This is a genomic window from Methylobacterium litchii (assembly GCF_038442315.1).
Taxonomy (GTDB): domain Bacteria; phylum Pseudomonadota; class Alphaproteobacteria; order Rhizobiales; family Beijerinckiaceae; genus Methylobacterium; species Methylobacterium litchii.
This window is the reverse complement of sequence record NZ_JBBXMY010000004.1, coordinates 185,536-202,833: the sequence shown is the minus strand read 5'-3', so window position 1 is coordinate 202,833 and position 17,298 is coordinate 185,536. Positions and strand designations below refer to the sequence as shown.

At 68.0% G+C, this 17,298-nt stretch carries 16 protein-coding genes; 7 read left to right on the top strand and 9 right to left on the bottom strand.

Translation table 11 applies throughout. From position 1 onward, the window contains the following. Positions 1-51: 51 nt before the first annotated feature. The gene (locus tag AAHF99_RS10330) at positions 52-1,101 is read right to left on the bottom strand and encodes a DUF2865 domain-containing protein (RefSeq protein WP_342164167.1); all 1,050 of its coding nucleotides are present in this window, start codon (positions 1,099-1,101) and stop codon (positions 52-54) included. Positions 1,102-1,259: 158 nt separating this feature from the next. On the opposite strand from AAHF99_RS10330, the gene AAHF99_RS10325 reads away from it, so the two are divergent. Continuing rightward, positions 1,260-1,778 (top strand): CreA family protein, encoded by a 519-nt coding sequence (locus AAHF99_RS10325; RefSeq protein WP_342164166.1) that lies wholly within the window; start codon positions 1,260-1,262, stop codon positions 1,776-1,778. Positions 1,779-1,790: 12 nt separating this feature from the next. Here the strand turns inward: AAHF99_RS10325 and AAHF99_RS10320 are convergent, their stop codons facing one another. After that, positions 1,791-2,138, bottom strand: a complete 348-nt coding sequence (locus AAHF99_RS10320) for a hypothetical protein (protein WP_342164164.1) — start codon at positions 2,136-2,138, stop codon at positions 1,791-1,793. A gap of 309 nt (positions 2,139-2,447) precedes the next feature. Here AAHF99_RS10320 and cysS point away from each other — a divergent pair, with 309 nt between their 5' ends. Together cysS and AAHF99_RS10310 are read left to right on the top strand one after the other, a co-directional pair. Further along, positions 2,448-3,830: a cysteine--tRNA ligase gene (gene cysS, locus AAHF99_RS10315; protein ID WP_342164162.1), complete on the top strand. Its 1,383-nt coding sequence runs from the start codon at positions 2,448-2,450 to the stop codon at positions 3,828-3,830. A gap of 67 nt (positions 3,831-3,897) precedes the next feature. Beyond that, entirely contained in the window at positions 3,898-4,611 is a 714-nt protein-coding gene (locus AAHF99_RS10310) for a trypsin-like serine protease (RefSeq protein WP_342164161.1), read from the top strand. A 66-nt stretch (positions 4,612-4,677) separates the two neighbouring features. On the opposite strand, the gene ctrA is transcribed toward AAHF99_RS10310, so the two are convergent. After that, complete coding sequence (gene ctrA, locus AAHF99_RS10305; protein WP_238250123.1) at positions 4,678-5,379, bottom strand: response regulator transcription factor CtrA; 702 nt, start codon at positions 5,377-5,379, stop codon at positions 4,678-4,680. A gap of 425 nt (positions 5,380-5,804) precedes the next feature. Here ctrA and fliI point away from each other — a divergent pair, with 425 nt between their 5' ends. The 3 genes from fliI to AAHF99_RS10290 all read left to right on the top strand — a co-directional run bounded on the left by fliI (position 5,805) and on the right by AAHF99_RS10290 (position 8,809). Beyond that, entirely contained in the window at positions 5,805-7,157 is a 1,353-nt protein-coding gene (gene fliI, locus AAHF99_RS10300) for a flagellar protein export ATPase FliI (protein ID WP_342164160.1), read from the top strand. 59 nt (positions 7,158-7,216) lie between these two features. Further along, the gene (gene fliJ / locus AAHF99_RS10295) at positions 7,217-7,624 is read left to right on the top strand and encodes a flagellar export protein FliJ (protein WP_342164159.1); all 408 of its coding nucleotides are present in this window, start codon (positions 7,217-7,219) and stop codon (positions 7,622-7,624) included. A 117-nt stretch (positions 7,625-7,741) separates the two neighbouring features. After that, positions 7,742-8,809 (top strand): lysylphosphatidylglycerol synthase domain-containing protein, encoded by a 1,068-nt coding sequence (locus tag AAHF99_RS10290; RefSeq protein ID WP_342164158.1) that lies wholly within the window; start codon positions 7,742-7,744, stop codon positions 8,807-8,809. A gap of 59 nt (positions 8,810-8,868) precedes the next feature. On the opposite strand, the gene flhA is transcribed toward AAHF99_RS10290, so the two are convergent. Continuing rightward, entirely contained in the window at positions 8,869-11,016 is a 2,148-nt protein-coding gene (flhA, locus tag AAHF99_RS10285) for a flagellar biosynthesis protein FlhA (protein WP_342164157.1), read from the bottom strand. A 125-nt stretch (positions 11,017-11,141) separates the two neighbouring features. Here flhA and AAHF99_RS10280 point away from each other — a divergent pair, with 125 nt between their 5' ends. Continuing rightward, a complete protein-coding gene (locus tag AAHF99_RS10280) occupies positions 11,142-11,774 on the top strand; it encodes a hypothetical protein (RefSeq protein ID WP_342164156.1) in 633 nt (210 codons plus the stop codon). A 7-nt stretch (positions 11,775-11,781) separates the two neighbouring features. Here AAHF99_RS10280 and AAHF99_RS10275 read toward each other — a convergent pair whose 3' ends face one another. The 5 genes from AAHF99_RS10275 to AAHF99_RS10255 form a co-directional block, all read right to left on the bottom strand. Then, entirely contained in the window at positions 11,782-13,017 is a 1,236-nt protein-coding gene (locus AAHF99_RS10275; RefSeq protein WP_342164155.1) for a hypothetical protein, read from the bottom strand. Between the two features lie 125 nt (positions 13,018-13,142). Next, complete coding sequence (locus tag AAHF99_RS10270; protein ID WP_342164154.1) at positions 13,143-14,384, bottom strand: capsule biosynthesis protein; 1,242 nt, start codon at positions 14,382-14,384, stop codon at positions 13,143-13,145. 119 nt (positions 14,385-14,503) lie between these two features. Further along, positions 14,504-15,157: an ABC transporter ATP-binding protein gene (locus AAHF99_RS10265; RefSeq protein WP_342164153.1), complete on the bottom strand. Its 654-nt coding sequence runs from the start codon at positions 15,155-15,157 to the stop codon at positions 14,504-14,506. A gap of 73 nt (positions 15,158-15,230) precedes the next feature. Beyond that, positions 15,231-16,016 carry a hypothetical protein gene (locus tag AAHF99_RS10260; RefSeq protein WP_342164152.1) on the bottom strand — a complete coding sequence of 262 codons (786 nt, stop codon included), beginning with the start codon at positions 16,014-16,016 and terminating at the stop codon, positions 15,231-15,233. Positions 16,017-16,202: 186 nt separating this feature from the next. After that, the gene (locus AAHF99_RS10255) at positions 16,203-17,291 is read right to left on the bottom strand and encodes a branched-chain amino acid aminotransferase (protein WP_412759862.1); all 1,089 of its coding nucleotides are present in this window, start codon (positions 17,289-17,291) and stop codon (positions 16,203-16,205) included. Positions 17,292-17,298: the final 7 nt, after the last annotated feature.

Below are 17,298 nucleotides of genomic sequence, written 5' to 3'. Positions count from 1 at the left end.
TCGTTCAGTACGGGCGGTACCGAACTTCGCAGAGGCCGAATGGTTCCGTGCTCAGGGCGTCATGCGGGCCGGCACGGCCACCAGATCGGGGGCGATCACACGGACGGCGACGTGCTCGCCCTTGTGGAGCTCCGCCGTGTTGACCTTCTCCTCGCCGGATTTGCCGCCGTCGATCCCGGCCCGGCCGGCGGCGTCGGCGGCGAGTTCGGCCGCCGTCCGGTCGGCGCGGCCGACGAGGGTCAGGCGCACCTTCGGACGCGACAGGGCCTCGGCCTGCATCGGCGTGACGAAGATGTCCCCCTTGTGCCGCACGAGCATGCTCTCGGCCTTCACCAGGGATTGCGCCCAGGTCTTGCCGTCCGGCTTGCAGGAGCAGTTCGGCACGAAGGCCTTGCGGAACTTGAAGGCGTTGGCGAGGCTCGTGTAGGCGCGGCTGCCCTTCACGGTCGCCGCCTGCTTCAGCGCCTCGTCGCCATGCGGCATCGAATAGGCCACCGCCTCGGTGCCGGGGCAGAGCGCTTGGCACATCTCGTCGGCGCCGCCGCGACCCTCGGGCAGGTTCGGCATCGGGAAATAGCCGCCGTCGCAGGTGCGCACGCAGATCACCTGCCCGCCGCCCCTCGCGTAGCTCTCGCCCGTGGGCGAGTTCTCCCGCGCCGGGCAGGCGCGGGCCACGAGGGACTGCAATTCGCGCTTGCGGGCGCCGTTGTCGTCGATCACCGCGCCGCCATAGGTGGCGTTGAGGGCACGGATGCGCTGCTCCACCGCGCCGCATTGCGGGGGCCGGGTGTCGAAGAACAGGAACTTGCCGCCCTCGCAATTGAGGCTGCGGAAATAGGTCTGCAGACGGCCGATCTCGTCCTGCAGGGCGCGGGTCGCGCTGGCCCCGGTCTGGACCGAGGCCAGCTCCGCCCGGTAGCGGCGGCACTCGGGGGAGGGCAGTTGCGGCTGCGGCGCCACGGGCTCGACCCTCGCGGGCGAATCCGCCGTCTCAGGCATCGGCGACGGCAGGGCGGCGGCGGGCGCCGCGCCGAGCCCGACGACGAGCGCCAGCGTCGCCAGGACGTGGCGGGCCGGGCTGGCAAACGGCGTGAAACGCATCCGTGTCATCGCTGAAATCGCGCTCAGAATCAGGCAGCGACCGCGGCGCGGCCGGTTCGTGTTCGCGTGGGAGACGAATACAACATTAGTCCTCCTCGCAGCCGGGCGTCACCCCTCCTACATCCGTCCCCGTATCGTCACGGGGGAATTCGCAGCCCATGTTGTTTCGCAGTCTCACCCGGTTCGGTCTCGCCGCCGCGCTGGCGGTGTCGGCCGCCTCGGCGGCCCTGGCGCAGGACCCCGACCGGATCTTCGACAAGTCCACGGTGTGGCGTCCGCTGACGCCGAACGACAAGCTCGTCGTCTACGGGATCGACGATCCGGCCGTCACGGGCGTGGCCTGCTGGTACACGCAGCCCGAGAAGGGCGGGATCAAGGGCACCCTCGGTCTCGCCGAGGACGTGTCGGACATCTCCCTCGCCTGCCGCCAGACCGGCCCGGTCCAGTTCAGGCAGAACAACCTGAAGCAGGGCGAGGTGGTGTTCAGCGAGCGGCGCTCGCTGATCTTCAAGTCGATGCAGATCGTCCGCGGCTGCGACGCGGCGCGCAACACGCTGATCTACATGGTTTATTCGGACAAGGTGATTCAGGGTTCGCCGAAGAACTCCACCTCGGCGGTGCCGCTGGCCCCCTGGGGCACGGAGCCGGCCGCCAAATGCTCCGACTTCGTGAAGTGACAAGCCTGCCGATCAATCCTGGCAGGTGATGCGGATCGGGCGGTCGGCCGGCTTGGTGACGGCCGGCTGCTCGATGGCGCCGGTATACTCGTCGGCGGCGGCGGTGCCGTAGGAGCCGGCGGAGGCGAAACCCTGGGATTCGCACCACGCGTTGGCGACGACCTGCCCGCACTCGCTGCCCGGCGAGGTCAGGCAATCGGCCACGCCGTAGCCGTCGCTGGAGGGGATCAGGAAGGTCTTCTCGACATGGTTCGCCGCCACGCGGGGCGTCTCGCCGTCGCTGCCCGCGAGGGCTTGCCCGGCGAGGCCGAGCGCCGTCAACGCGGCAATGGCAAGGGATCCGGCAGCTTTGCGTCGCATGGGGTTTCCTCTGTCACGGGAACGGTGACGTGACGATCGCTGAGGGGACGGTCGGAGAGGAGCGTTAAGGAACCCTTACGCCCCTGCGTGGTCCCGCCGCCCGTCTCTCTTCTCGAAATCCTCACCCTTTTGCGTTAGCCCCATCGGGCGCCAAACACCGTCGCGGCGGTGCAACAGGCGTGCGGGCCGAGCCCGGCGGATCGCCACGGTTTCGCCGCGCCGCCGCCGGACGGCCGCCTCGCCCCCTCTGGGGGAGGGGTCATGGGGAGATCGGTCGCGAGGCAGGGCGGCCGGGAGGAACGGGGTTTCATGGCGCCGATGTTGCGGCTCTACAACACGCTGACCGGGCAGAAGGACGCCTTCCGCCCGATCGATCCCGGCAACGTGCGCCTCTACGCCTGCGGACCCACCGTCTACGACGCCGCCCATATCGGAAATGCCAGGCCGATCATCGTCTTCGACCTGGTGTTCCGCCTGCTGCGCCACCTCTACGGGTCGGCGCATGTCACCTACGCCCGCAACGTCACGGACGTGGACGACAAGATCAACGCCCGCGCCGCCGAGCGCGGCATCACCATCCGCGAACTCACGGACGGGACGCTGGCGCAGTTTCACAAGGACGTGCGCGACCTCGGCATCCTGATGCCGGAGGACGTGAACCGGCCGGGCGAACCCCCGCGCTTCATCGAGCCCCGCGCCACCGATCACATTGCCGAGATGACGGCGATGATCGAGGGTCTGGTCGCGGCGGGCCACGCCTACGTGGCGGACGGGCACGTCCTGTTCGACGTGCCCTCCATGCCGGATTACGGCCGGCTCTCGAAGCGGCCCCTCGACGAAATGGAGGCCGGCGCCCGCGTCGAGGTCGCGCCTTACAAGCGCTCGCCCCTCGATTTCGTGCTGTGGAAGCCGTCGAAGCCGGGCGAGCCCTCGTGGCCCTCGCCCTGCGGGATCGCGGCGCCGGGGCGGCCGGGCTGGCACATCGAGTGCTCGGCCATGTCGGCCAAGCACCTGGGCCAAACTTTCGACATCCATGCGGGCGGGATCGACCTGATCTTCCCCCACCACGAGAACGAGGTGGCGCAGTCGCGCTGCTGCTTCGGCACGCCGGTGATGGCCAACGTGTGGATGCACAACGGCTTCCTGCAGGTCGAAGGGGAGAAGATGTCGAAGTCCCTCGGCAACTTCATCACCATCCGGCAGGTGCTGGACGATTGGCCGGGCGAGGTCGTGCGCCTCAACATGCTGAAGACGCATTACCGCCAGCCGATCGACTGGACCCTGCGCGGGCTGGAGGAATCCAGCCGGATGCTGGACCGCTGGTACGCCACGGCCGGCGATGCCGAGCCGGCGGGCGGGATGCCGGAGAGCGTCCTCGCGCCGCTCCTCGACGACCTGAACACCCCAGCGGCCATGGCCGAGCTGCACAAGCTGACGGCGCCGGAAGCCCTGCGCGCGGCGGGCACTATCCTCGGCTTCCTCCGGCAGACCCGCTCGGAGCGCGAGGATTCGCGCGTCGCCGCCTCCGGCATCGATGTTGCTGCGGTCGAGGCGCTGATCGCGGCCCGCAAGGAGGCGCGGGCTGCGAAGGACTGGGCGGCTTCCGACCGCGCCCGCGACGCTCTGGCGGCGATGGGCGTGGCGGTGAAGGACAACAAGGACGGCACCACCACCTGGACCGTCGCCGGCTGAGCGCGGATCACTCGGGAGCACGCATTTGCGCATCGTCGGTAGGGTCCGCCTCTGTCTGGCGGCGGTCATGGCGGTCTTGTCCGCCTCACCCGGCCACGCCATCGACGGCGGGTCGGTGGCGGGCGGGGATGCCCTCGCACAGGCCACGGTCGGCCTCGGCACGATCACCAAGCCGGAAGACGCGCTGCGCCTCACCCGCTGCTCCGGCGTGCTCGTCGCGCCGGATCTCGTGCTGACGGCGGCCCATTGCGTGAACGGCGATCCCCTCGGTGCCCTCGTCGTGTTCTTCAAGGGCGGCAACCCGATTCGCCCCGTTTACGCGGCGAAGGTCGCAGCCCGCTACAGCCCCGATCCCGGCGAGATGCTGCCGAACGCGGCGCCGGACATCAGCATCGCCGACCTCTCTGTCGATCTCGCGGTGCTGCGCCTCACCGAGCCGGTGCGCGGGCGCCGTCCCGTGCCGCTGGCGAGCGACCCGAGCCGCGTGCCGAAGCACCTGCGCTTCGCGGGCGCCGGCCTTTCGCGCACGGGCGTCGGCCGCCTGCGCACGGCGGGGCTGACGCCGGTGGCCTCGACCAGCACCGGGCTGACCATCGCCCGCGTCGATGGCGGCGGCCGGATCTGCCTCGGTGATTCGGGCGGACCCGTCGTCGCGACGGATCGGGGCGGCACCTATGTCTGGGGTGTTGCGAGCGCGGTCATCTCGCAATCGGCGCCCTGCGGCAGCTACGTCATCGTCGCCCCGGCGGCGCAGGTCTTCAGCGCCTCGGGCGTTCGCTGACGGCATGAAAAAGCCCCGCGCGGCGCAGGCCGGCGGGGCGTTCGAGGCTGGCTGAGGGAGGGCGGATCAGACCGCCATGCGCTCCTCGCCGTCCATCGGCTCGCGCAGCACGTAGCCGCGGCCCCAGACGGTCTCGATGTAATTCTTGCCCTGGCTGGCATTGGCCAGCTTCTTCCGCAGCTTGCAGATGAAGACGTCGATGATCTTCAACTCGGGCTCGTCCATGCCACCGTAGAGATGGTTGAGGAACATCTCTTTGGTGAGGGTCGTGCCCTTCCGCAGGGAGAGGAGTTCCAGCATCTGGTACTCCTTGCCGGTGAGGTGGACCCGGGCGCCGCCGACCTCGACGGTCTTCTGATCGAGGTTCACGATCAGATCGCCCGTGGTGATGACCGACTGGGCGTGGCCCTTCGACCGGCGGACGATGGCGTGAATGCGCGCCACAAGTTCATCCTTGTGGAACGGCTTGGTGAGATAGTCGTCGGCGCCGAAGCCGAGGCCCTTCACCTTGTCCTCGATGCCGGCGAGGCCGGACAGGATCAGGATCGGGGTCTTCACCTTCGCGACGCGAAGGTTGCGAAGCACCTCGTAGCCCGACATGTCAGGCAGGTTCAGGTCGAGGAGGATGATGTCGTAGTCGTACAGCTTCCCGAGGTCGATACCCTCTTCCCCAAGATCAGTCGTGTACGTGTTAAAGTTCTCGGACTTCAGCATCAACTCGATGCTTTGCGCCGTAGCGCTATCGTCCTCGATCAGAAGTACCCGCATCGTCGGTCCCCAGCCCAGCCGGCCGTATCAGTGCGCGCACACGTCCCCGTCGACAGCCTGCCACCGGCCTGTGGACAGGCGCCCCACCGCTCTTGACGTGAAACGCTATGAGTTAATCGTTAACAAAACCTGATTCCCGCCCGCAAGCTCTTACTTGCGCGATCGACCAGCTTGGCCGGAGAAATTTCCCCCGGCATCGATGGCGGAACGCCTCCGCGTCCCCTCGACCGCGGCGCGTTTCGCCCGCGACACGACTCTAAGTGCTTCGACCGCAACGATCCGGCGCGGAGGCGTCACCCGCCTGCCACACCCCGACGGCAATGCGTGGGGGAGGGGGCAGGAAAGTCGGCCCGCACCAGGCCGCTACAAGCCCGATGACCGCAGTGTTAAGGAGGCGGGTAAACGAACCGTTGAGGACGAGGCCGTTGGCGAACGAGCCGGCAAGAACCGTTGCGAATTTGTCGGCGGCGATCGGCGGCCTGGAGCGGGTCGAAACGCTGTCGACCTACGGCCGCGTCGTGGCCATCCGGGGCCTTCTGGTCGAGGTCGCCGGGCCGGTGGCCGCGATGCGCCTCGGCGGGCGCCTCGATATCGAAGGCGCAGGCGGACAGGGTACGATCCCCTGCGAGATCATCGGCTTCCAGGGGGACCGGGCACTGGCGATGCCCTTCGGCTCGCTCGAAGGCGTGCGCCGGGGCTGCCCCGCCTTCGTGCGCGACGAGGCCGCCGGGGCGATCCGCCCCTCGGGCGACTGGCTCGGCCGCGTCATCGATGCCCTCGGAAGACCTGTGGATGGGCTCGGTCCGCTGACGCAGGGCGGGCAGATCTACCCGCTGCGGGCCGATCCGCCGCCGGCCCATGCCCGGCAGAGGGTCGGGGCGCCCCTCGATCTCGGCATCCGCTGCATCAACACCTTTCTCACGATGTGCGCCGGGCAGCGCATGGGCATCTTCGCCGGCAGCGGCGTCGGCAAGTCGGTGCTGCTCTCCATGCTGGCTCGCTACACGGCGGCGGACGTGGCGGTGATCGGCCTCGTCGGCGAGCGCGGGCGCGAGGTGCAGGAGTTCCTGCAGGACGACCTCGGCGCGGCGGGCCTCGCCCGCTCCGTCGTCGTGGTCGCGACCTCGGACGAGCCGGCGCTGATGCGGCGCAACGCGGCCTATGTAACATTGTCGGTCGCCGAGCACTTTCGCGATCAGGGCGCGCGCGTGCTGTGCATGATCGACTCGATCACCCGCTTCGCCATGGCCCAGCGGGACATCGGCCTCGCGGCGGGGGAGCCGCCGACCGCCAAGGGCTACACGCCCACCGTCTTCTCCGAATTGCCGCGCCTGCTCGAACGGGCCGGGCCGGGGGGCGGGGCCGGCACCATCTCGGCTCTCTTTACAGTGCTGGTCGAGGGCGACGACCACAACGAGCCGGTGGCGGATGCCGTGCGCGGCATCCTCGACGGGCATATCGTGATGGAGCGCTCCATCGCAGAGCGGGGGCGCTACCCGGCGATCAACGTGCTGCGCTCGGTGTCGCGCACCATGCCGCGCTCTTGCGACCCGGGCTACCTCCCGGTGGTGCGCCGGGCGCGGCGAGTCCTCTCGACCTATGCGGACATGGAGGAGCTGATCCGGCTCGGCGCCTACCGCGCCGGCTCGTCACAGGAGGTCGATGAGGCGGTCGCGCTCATGCCAGATCTTGAGGCTTTTCTGGGGCAGGGTAAGGAAGAAGCAACGTCCATCAGCGATGGTTACGCACGGCTCGCCCAGATCGTCGGGGGAGCCTGAACGAGTCGCGCATCGGGCGGCAATGGCCGGCGCGCACCGCGTGGAGTGAGCGTCCCTCAATGAAATCGCGTGACACGCTGATCCGCCTGCGACGCTTTCAGGTCGATGAGAAGCGTCGCCGCGTGACCCAGATCGAGATGATGATGGCGGACTTCAACCGCATGGCGACCGAACTTGATCGGGAAGTCGCCATGGAGGAGTCCCGCGCCGGAATCACCGACGTCGGTCACTTTGCGTACCCGACCTATGCCCGCGCGGCGGCGACCCGACGGGACAACATGCGCCAATCGGCCCAAGCCCTCGAAGGCCAATTGGCCGAGGCGAAGGCCGAGCTCGGCGAAGCCTTCGAGGAGTTGAAGAAGGTCGAGATCCTCGACGACCGCGAGCGGTCCGCCGAGCGCGTTGCCGAGAATGCCCGCGATCAGGCGGCCATGGACGGGATCGGCCTCAACCGCGCCCGCGCTTGAGCCTGCACGAAACCGTCACGATCGGATGACATGGGAGCGCGCCGGCAACCGGGTCCACCGGGTTGCGGCGCGCCGCTTAGTGGCGCATCAGGGGCCGTTCCCGAGGCGTCATCATCCATGAAGAAGCTCAGCGAATTCCTCTGGCCGCTCATTGGCCTCGCGGCCGTCGCGATCTCGGGCTATTTCCTGTATCAGGAGCTCAAGACCACCTCGATCGCGGCGATCGGCGACGCGATCCTGGCGATCCCGCCCCACCGGATCGTGCTCGCGGCGCTCTCGACCCTCGTCGCCTACGCCGCCCTGGCCTGGTACGACCGGATCGCGCTGCTGCATCTCGGGGTGCGCCACATCTCGTGGCTGTTCGTCTCGCTCTGCTCGTTCACGACCTACGCGCTTTCGCACAACATCGGCGCCTCGGTCTTCTCCGGCGCCTTGGTGCGCTACCGCGCCTACACGGCCAAGGGCCTTACGGCGGCGCAGGTGGCGGTGCTGGTCGCCCTGTGCTCCTTCACCTTCTTCCTCGGCACGGTGTTCCTCGGCGGTCTGACGCTCGTCATCGACCCCGAACTCCTCACCCGCCTCGACGGCAAGCTGCCGAGCTTCCTCACCGATCCGAAGACCGCCTACATCGTCGGCGCCGGCATGCTCGCCTTCGTGGCGCTCTACGGGGCGGGCTCCATCCTGCGGCTTCGGCCGCTGCACATCCGTTCGTTCAAGCTCGAATATCCGCGCCCCGGCATCATGGGGCGGCAGCTCCTGGCGGCGCCCCTCGAACTGCTCGGCGCGGCGGGCATCATCTACTTCGCCCTGCCGGATGCGATGAACCCCGGCTTCATCCCGGTGCTCGCGATCTTCCTCGCCTCGTTCTCCGTGGCGCTCGCCTCGCACGCCCCCGGCGGCCTCGGCGTGTTCGAGATCGTGTTCATTACCGCCATGCACATCACCGACGCCGCCCAGAAGGACGCGGTGATCGCGGCGGTGATCGTGTTCCGTATCTTCTACTTCTGGATCCCGGCGCTGATCTCGATCGTCGTCGTGGTGGCCTTCGAGCGCTCCCGCCTCGCCGCCGCCATCGGCACGGCCGCCCATCCGAAGCCGCCGAAGCCCGTGCCGGAGGCGCCGGTCTCGGTGCCGGGCTTGGATGCCCACGAATTGGAACGGGACCTCAAGCGCAAGGCGGTCTGAGCGCGGTCGGGGGGCGGGTCCCTCCCTCCCATCCACCCCGCCTTCGCGGTCGTGACGGCCTAGATCGAGCCGACCGTCCGCAGCCGGGCGCGGGGATGGATCTCGGCCTGGCTCATGACGGGGGTCTCCCGGCGGAACCGCTCGATGATCGAGCGCACGAAGGGCCGGGACTGCGCCGAGGTCACGAGGACCGGCATCTCGCCCATGCGCGCGGCCGATTCGAACCGGTCGCGCACGGCGTTCACGAATTCCGAGAGCTTGGAGGGTTGCATCGCGAGGTAGCGTTCCTCGCGCTCGCCGATGATCGACTCCGCGAAGGCCTGCTCCCAGGCGGGGGACAGGGTGACGATGGGCAGGGCGCCGTCCGGCCCCTGGTACTGGGCGCAGATCTGCCGGCCGAGGCGGGCGCGGACATGCTCCACGACGTCGCGCGGGTTCTTTACGCCCCCGGCGACCTCCGCGATGCCTTCCACGATGGTGCCGAGATCGCGGATCGAGACCCGCTCGGAGAGGAGGAACTGCAGCACGCGCTGGATGCCGGTGGTGGAAATCTGCGACGGGCAGACCTCCTTGAGCAGGTCGCCGTGCTCCTTCGGCAATTCGCGCATCAGCTTCTGCACCTCGACATGGTTCAGAAGCTCGGACACATGCGCCTTGATGACCTCGGTGAGATGGGTCGAGACGACGGTGGCGGCATCCACCACCGTGTAGCCCTTGAGCTGGGCGTCGTCGCGCAGGGAGGCGTCGATCCAGGTCGCGGGCAGGCCGAAGGTCGGCTCCAGCATGTGCTGGCCGGGCAGCTGCACCTGCCCGCCCATCGGGTCCATCGCCATGAACTGGCCGGGGAAGATCTTGCCCGTGCCGGCCTCGATCTCCTTCACCCGCACCACGTAGGCGTTGGCATCGAGCTGCACGTTGTCGAGGATGCGCACCGACGGCATCACGAAGCCGAGTTCGGCCGCCAGCTGGCGGCGCAGGGCCTTGATCTGGTCGGTGAGCCTGTCCTGCCCCTCGCCATTTACCAGCGGCAGCAGGGCGTAGCCCATCTCCAGCTTCAGGTCGTCGAGCTTCAGGAGGTCGGTGACCGTCTCCTCCTTCGTGGCGGCGCCGCCGGGCGCGGGCTCCACCGGCTTGCCCTGCGCATCGACAACCGGCGCCTCCTTGGCCGTCTTGTTGAGCTTCCAGGCGGCGTAGCCCGCGCCCCCGCCGAGCAGAACGAAGGGCAGAATCGGCATGCCGGGCAGGAGCCCGATCAGCAGCATGACCGCCGCCGACATGCCGAGGGCCTTCGGGTAGTTGGCGAGCTGCTTGCCGAGCGCCTTGTCGGCGGCGCCGCGCACGCCGGCCTTCGAGACGAGGATGCCGGCGGCCGTCGAGACTATGAGGGCCGGCACCTGGCTCGCGAGTCCGTCGCCGATGGTGAGCAGGGTGTAGCTCTTGGCAGCGTCGCCGAAGCTCAGACCCTGTTGCGCCACGCCGATGATGATGCCGCCGATGACGTTGATGAAGGTGATGAGCAGCGCCGCCACCGCGTCGCCGCGCACGAATTTCGAGGCGCCGTCCATGGCGCCGAAGAAGGCGGATTCCTCTTCGAGGGCGGCGCGGCGGGCCTTGGCGACCTTCTCGTCGATGAGTCCCGCGGAGAGGTCGGCATCGATGGCCATCTGCTTGCCGGGCATCGCATCGAGGGTGAAGCGGGCCGCGACCTCGGCGATGCGCCCCGAACCCTTTGTGATGACGACGAAGTTCACGATGATCAGGATCGCGAAGACGATGATCCCGATCAGGAAGTTGCCGCCCATCACGAACTGGCCGAACGCCTCGATGACGTGGCCGGCGGCGGCGGTGCCCTCGTGCCCGTGGCCGAGGATCAGCCGCGTCGAGGCGAGGTTCAGGGCGAGCCGCAGCATCGTCGCGATGAGCAGCAGGGTCGGGAAGACGGTGAATTCCAGCGGGTTGTCGATCGACAGCCCCACCATCATGATCAGCACGGACAGGATGATCGACACCGCCAGCAGCAGGTCGAGCAGCACCGAGGGCAGCGGGAAGATGAGCACCGCGAGGATGCCGAGGACGCCCGTCGCGAGGAACAGGTCCGAACGGCGCGAGAGCGCCTGCAGGTCGCCCCGGCTCGGCAGGCCGATCTGGCCGAGGAACGCCGCCGCGCCGCCGATCCCCCCACCCGTCGGCGTGGCCACCTCGCTCATTCCGCTCCCCCGCCGGGCCCCGCCCGTCCCACCCGGCAAGATTTGCCGGGCGGATGGTTAGCGGCCCGTTAACCGGAACCGCGCGGCGCCCCGGGGTTTGACCGGGCAAGATCGAAGGAGGCCCCATGCCGGACCGCGCCGTCACCGCCCTGTTCGAACGCTACGCGGATGCGCAGGCCGCCGTGGAGCGCCTCGAAGCGCTCGGCATCCCCCATGCCGACATCGCCATCGTCGCGAGCCATTCCCCCGATGCGCCCGACGTCTCGGCGCCCGGCACCGCCCCCGTGGCCGGCGAGGCCGAGGCCAACGCCGCCGGGACGGGAAATGCGGGGACGGCCGGGACCGGCGCGACCGTGGGCAGCCTCCTCGGCGGCGGCGCGGGGCTGCTCGCCGGGCTCGGGATGCTCGCCGTGCCGGGCGTCGGGCCGGTGGTGGCAGCCGGCTGGCTTGTCTCGGCCCTGACCGGCGCGGGGATCGGCGCCGCGGCGGGCGGTCTCGTCGGAGGGCTCACGGGCGCCGGCATGAACGAGACCGAGGCGGCGGCCTATGCGGAGGGCGTGCGCCGGGGCGGAACCCTCGTGACGGTGCGCAGCGAAGCGGGCCGGGCGGATCAGGTGATCGCCGCGCTCAAGGAAGCGGGCTCGATCGACCTCGACGAGCGGGCGGAAAACTGGCGCGCCGAGGGCTGGACCGGCGGCACCGCCGGGGACGAGGCCGAAAAGGCGCCGCATCAGGTCTTCGGCGGCAATCGCTCCTAAGGGGGCGCTATTGCAGGAGGGCGTGGCGCTCGGACAAGATCCAGACGATCTTGCAGGTCTGCCCCGGCAGGCTCTCCGAGTGCAGGAACACCTCCGTCCCGTGCGGTGCCGTGAGCGAGGCCGACTGGCTGAGATCCTTGCTGATGACCAATTCCTGGCCCGCGATCACGATCCGCGCCCGGATCGGCGCCGGATGGCCGGAAAGGTACATGACGGTGAGGGCCAGCGATTCGAACCGCCGGGTGGTCCGAAACCGGATCTCGTGATTGCCGGCCGCGACGATGCTGAAACCGTCGCCGTCGCGGAAGGCGTGCCACTGCGCGCCCTGCTCGCCGTCGATGGACAGGATCTCGAACCCCATCGCCGTCGCCGCGCCCTCGATCGGGGCCGGCACGGCTTTCAGGGGCGCGACCAGCGACTCCGCCAGGGCGAAGGGCTGCCCGACCCGCAGGGCGTGGCCGCCATGGATGCTGTAAAAACGCCAGCTATTCAGGTATCGGATATCCGTCGTCATGTGCAGGCCCCGGATCGGGCCCGAGTCCGAGGACAGCACGACCCGGCATTGGGCGTCCCGCCCTTCCTTCACGCCGAACTTGGTGACGTAGTTCTGCGTCGCCGGTAGCAGCTTCACCCGCTCCTTCGCGCCCCACAGGTGCAGGAAGGTCGTGTCCAGGCCGTAGGTCACGCGGAAATCGGTGCCGACGCGGTTCTGGCATTCGCGGACATGGGCCGCGAAATCCTTCCAGGCCTGCGAGGTGCCGGCGATGAGCCCGGCTTGCAGGGCGCTCCCGTAGAGGTGCACCACCTCGTCCCGCACCATTTGCGTGTGAACCTGCCGCAGTGGGCCGATCAGCGGGTCGGTGACGAAATCGCAGAGATAGGCGTCCTTGCAGACATGGATGTCGGGGCCCTCGACCAGCGAGAAAAGGTCGAACGTCTCGCTCGGAAACCAGATGTCGGCGTCGTAGAGGGCGATTTTCCGCAGGCCGGGATTGAGATCGCAGATCCGCGCCACTTCGAGATAGCGGCCCACCGGCAAGGAGGGCTCCTCGGCCAGCACCACGTTGACGTGCTGGCCGCGCAATATGTCGATCTTCCGCTGGGACAGGCCGAAGCCGATTACCGCGATGTGGCCCCGGTAATCCCCCTGCCGCAGCGAGAGAATGAAGGGGATCAGCATCTCGTACCACGCCCGGTCGTTGTCGTTGATCGCGACGCAGACAGCGTGTTCGCCGGGATTCATTCCAATTCACCGTGCCGGATGCGCTGTAAAGTTGTAAACTGTAAAATCAACAACTTGTACTGTATTGGCGCGCTCGGCACAGTGTAATCGGGGTCTATCGCTCCTTCAAGCCGCTCGGGGCTCGTTCATTCCATGAGCTTGCGGACGAACAGGGCCGTGGCGAACAGGAGCGCCGCCCCCGCCGCGATGAGGCTGGTCATCAGTAGGCGCCGGGGCTGGGTCGAGGATTCCGCCCGGACCGGCTGGACGATGGGGCTGAAAAACTCGATCTGCCGCGCCGCCACGATGCGGGCACGCTCATGGGCGGCGAGCACCAGCTCGTAATACTTCGTCGCGTTCTTGCGCTCGTTCTCCAGGGCCTCGAACCGGGTCAGCGCCTCGGACAGGACGCGTTTCTGCTCCGGATCCTGGGTCGCCGAGGCCTTCTCGATCCGCGCGACGTTCTCGTCGATGTCGCGGATCTGCTGCTTGAGGTCCATGATCCGGCGGGATTCCGGTCCGAGGTCACGCTGGCCGATGGCGAGCTGCACCGCGAGGTTGATGCGGTTCGCTCGCAATTCCGAAATGACCTTGAGGTTGGCCTCGTTGCTCTTCTGCGCGTCGAGAACGCCTTCGCGGTTGCGCAGGTCGCGCACGGCGAGGCTCACCTTCCGCAGCCGTTCGTCGGCGAGCTTCAATTCGCGATTGCTCTCCGCGAGGGCGTCGTTGCGGGCGGTCATACTGAGTTCGTTGACCATCCGCTCCGCCTCCTTGAGGACGGCTTTGGAGATGGCTAGGGACTCGTCGGGGTCGAACGCCTCGACCCACAGGCTCATGATGCCGGAGGAGGATTCCACATCCACCTCGACCCGCTGCTTCCAGTATTTGATGAACTTCTCGATCGGCTTGTCGGCATCGAACCGCGACAGGAAGTCGATGCTGTCGCGGCCGAACCATTCCCGCACCGGCAGCTGCTTCTCGATGGTTTCCACCATCGGCCGGCTGAGGATGTAGCTGTAGGTGATCAGCGTATCCTGCGCGATCATCTGCTGCGGCACGCCGGCATTGGTGCCGACCGAATCCGGCGTCGCCTTCTCGGCGCTGCCGATGGCGGGGCGGATGGCGAAGCGCGCCTCGGTGACGTAGCGGTCGGACGCGATCAGCCCGTAATAGATCGCCCCCGCCAGGGCGGGCAGCACGAAGCAGACCACGAACAGGACCGGCACCCAAGGGTCGCTCTTGACGTGGCTCTGGTACGACCGGATGCCCTTACGGCGGTCGGCGAAGCGCGACATCCGCGCGAATTGCCGGAGCGATTCCGCGATCTGCTGCTGCCGGTCGGCCGGCGTGAGCGGCCTGCCCTCGGGCTTGCCGATCTCCATGTTCATCGAGTGATTCCCGATCTGTCCGAACGTCCGGCGCCGACGCGATGGCCGGCCATCGACCCCTGCAGCGATCTGCCATGCCAGGGCCTCACGGCAAAAGCATGTCGGCGGAGGGCCGAGTCTCAGGCGTTGAGGCGGTGATAGACCTCGATCGCGTCGTTCACGTCTTCGTAGACGATGGCGCGGCCGTTGAGGAGCACGATGCCCTGCGTGCACCAGCCCCGGATGACCTCCATCGAGTGGGAGATCATGATGACGTCGGCATGCTTGCGCCGCTGCGAAAACACCTCCTCGCAGCGCCGGGAGAAGCGCCCGTCACCCACCGACGTGACCTCGTCGATGAGGTAGCAGTCGAACGGGATCGCCATGCTCATCCCGAAGGCGAGCCGGGCGTTCATGCCCGAGGAGTAGGTCCGGATCGGCACGTCGAGGTAGCTGCCGAGTTCGGAGAAATCCTCCACGAAGTCGAGCACGCGCTTCGGGTCCTCGCCGTAGATGCGGGCAATGAACTTGACGTTGTCGCGGCCGGTCATCATCGGGTGGAAGCCGCCGCCAAAGCCGAGCGGCCAGGAGACGCGCAGGCCGCGTTTCACCACTCCCCGGGTCGGCTCCTCCGTGCCGGCGATGAGCCGCATCGTGGTGGACTTGCCGGCGCCGTTGATGCCCAGAATGCCGTAGGAAATGCCCGGCTTCAGGGTGAAGGACGCCTGCTCCAGGATGGTGCGGCGATGGCCGTCCGTCTTGTAGACCTTCGTGACGTTCTCGAAGCGGATCAACGAGAGGGCCTCCGTGCCGATGCGGGCGAGCCCTGCCGGAGGAAAGAGGCGAATCTGAGGATGCTGCAGGGTCTTAGAGATGACCCTGCGCGACGAGGCTCGCCCGGAAATCGCCCTGGTAGGTGTGTTGGCCGAGGTGATCCAGCTTCGAGTGAAGGTCGGCGTAGACCTTGCCGCCCATGTCGCGCCAGCGGCGGCAGAATGCGTAATCCTCCGACAGGTAGCGGCCCGAATCGGGGTCGACCATGCAATCGAAGAAGAGCCAGTAGAGATGGGCGAGGGGGTCCTTCTCCCGCCCGTCCGGGACGTATTGCAGCTCCGGGTAATGCCGCATCATCTTTTTGAAGACGTCGCGCTTGATCGCCATGAAGCCGGTCGTGGCCTCCGCGACCTCGATGAACCCGTCGCCGTCCGTGTAGGGCGGGAGCGGTTCCAGCCCCTGGCCCACGGGGTTGAAGGCGTATTGCGTGTAGCGCCACTGGAATTCCGGGTAGGTCATGCCGGCCGGCAGGCCGTCCTTCGGCCAGTAATTGATCTTCAGCGGATAGACGCCGGAGCAGATGTCCCGGTCGGCCAGCAGGACGCGGTAGACCGCCTGCGGCGTGAAGGCGATGTCGGAATCGATCCAGAACAGGTGCGTCAGCGATTCGTCGGCCAGGAAGTCCCGCACCATCCGGTTCCGGGCGCGGGTAATCAGGCTCTCGCTGCGCATCGCCAGTTGTGTCGTCATGCCCATCTGGGAGCATGAATAGGCGAGGGCGTAGATGCTGGTAACGTAGTTCATCGACACCGCCGAGATGTAACAGGGTGTCGCGAACATCACTTTCATCGAGCGCAGCGCCGTATCCGGCAGCAGCATGAGCACGTCTCCGATGGGCAATGCGGTCGAGAGGGGCCGATACCCTCGCTGTACCGCTTCGCGGAGACGATCAAAAGTGTTTTCGCTGTTCTCGACGTAAATACAATTCTGAATACTGTAGTTCGGCAGCCGCAATCGTCGGTTGTGCATCGCCGGCGACCATCATAGGCCGCCGGCGGGGCCGCCCTAGAAGACCTTCTGGAACCAGCCGTGCGAATCGTTGGTGTTGCCCCGCTGGATGTCAACCAGCAGGCTGCGGAGACGGCGCGCCACCGGGCCGGCGACAGCGTCGCCGATGGTGAAGTCGTCCTCCCGGCCGCGCACCCGGCCGATGGGCGTGATCACCGCCGCCGTGCCGCAGGCGAAGGCCTCGGTCTGGCGGCCGGAGCGCACGTCCTCGCGCCATTGGTCGATGGCGTAGAGCTCCTCGCGCACGGTCAACCCCGCCTCGCGGGCGAGCGTGATGATCGAGTCCCGCGTGATGCCGGGCAGGATGCTGTCCGACAGGGGCGGGGTGAGCAGCGTGCCGTCCTCGAAGACGAAGAACACGTTCATGCCGCCCAGCTCCTCGACGTACCGGCGCTCGGCCGCGTCCAGGAACACCACCTGCTCGCAGCCCTTGCTCGCCGCCTCGGCCTGGGCGGCGAGGCTCGACGCATAGTTGCCGCCGCACTTGGCCGCGCCCGTGCCTCCGGGAGCGGCGCGGGTGTAATGCTCGGAGAGCCACACGGTGACGGTGCCGTTCGGGTCCTTGAAGTAGGAGCCGACCGCCGAGGCGATGGTGATGAAGAGGTATTCCGTCGCCGGCTTCACGCCGAGGAACACCTCGTTGGCGATCATGAACGGGCGCAGGTACAGGCTGCCATCCGCCGTGTCGGGGATCCAGGTGCGGTCGATCTCCACGAGCTTGCGCTGCGCATCGATGAACGCTTCCTCGGGAAAGGGCACCATGGCCATGCGCTCGGCCGAGCGGCGGAAGCGCTGGGCGTTCGCCTCGGGCCGGAACAGGGCGGCGCCGCCGTCGGCGGTGCGATAGGCCTTCAGGCCCTCGAAGATCTCCTGGGCGTAGTGCAGCACCGCCGCCGCCGGATCGAGGGGAATGGGGGCCCGCGCGGTGATTCGCGCATCGTGCCAGCCGCGCCCCGCGCTGTAGCGGGCGATGGCCATGTGGTCGGTGAACACCTTGCCGAAGCCCGGATTGGCCATCAAGGCAGCGCGGTCCTCGGCCGAGCGGGGGGCCGGGTTGGTCTCGATCTCGAACGTCAGGTCGCTCACGGTCAGG

Excerpts from the sequence above, each read along its gene's own strand:
- AAHF99_RS10330 (WP_342164167.1), bottom strand. The coding sequence starts at position 1,101 with ATGCGTTTCACGCCGTTTGCCAGCCCGGCCCGCCACGTCCTGGCGACG.
- AAHF99_RS10325 (WP_342164166.1), top strand. The coding sequence starts at position 1,260 with ATGTTGTTTCGCAGTCTCACCCGGTTCGGTCTCGCCGCCGCGCTGGCG.
- AAHF99_RS10320 (WP_342164164.1), bottom strand. The coding sequence starts at position 2,138 with ATGCGACGCAAAGCTGCCGGATCCCTTGCCATTGCCGCGTTGACGGCG.
- cysS (WP_342164162.1), top strand. The coding sequence starts at position 2,448 with ATGGCGCCGATGTTGCGGCTCTACAACACGCTGACCGGGCAGAAGGAC.
- AAHF99_RS10310 (WP_342164161.1), top strand. The coding sequence starts at position 3,898 with ATGGCGGTCTTGTCCGCCTCACCCGGCCACGCCATCGACGGCGGGTCG.
- ctrA (WP_238250123.1), bottom strand. The coding sequence starts at position 5,379 with ATGCGGGTACTTCTGATCGAGGACGATAGCGCTACGGCGCAAAGCATC.
- fliJ (WP_342164159.1), top strand. The coding sequence starts at position 7,217 with ATGAAATCGCGTGACACGCTGATCCGCCTGCGACGCTTTCAGGTCGAT.
- AAHF99_RS10290 (WP_342164158.1), top strand. The coding sequence starts at position 7,742 with ATGAAGAAGCTCAGCGAATTCCTCTGGCCGCTCATTGGCCTCGCGGCC.
- flhA (WP_342164157.1), bottom strand. The coding sequence starts at position 11,016 with ATGAGCGAGGTGGCCACGCCGACGGGTGGGGGGATCGGCGGCGCGGCG.
- AAHF99_RS10280 (WP_342164156.1), top strand. The coding sequence starts at position 11,142 with ATGCCGGACCGCGCCGTCACCGCCCTGTTCGAACGCTACGCGGATGCG.
- AAHF99_RS10275 (WP_342164155.1), bottom strand. The coding sequence starts at position 13,017 with ATGAATCCCGGCGAACACGCTGTCTGCGTCGCGATCAACGACAACGAC.
- AAHF99_RS10270 (WP_342164154.1), bottom strand. The coding sequence starts at position 14,384 with ATGAACATGGAGATCGGCAAGCCCGAGGGCAGGCCGCTCACGCCGGCC.
- AAHF99_RS10260 (WP_342164152.1), bottom strand. The coding sequence starts at position 16,016 with ATGCTGCTGCCGGATACGGCGCTGCGCTCGATGAAAGTGATGTTCGCG.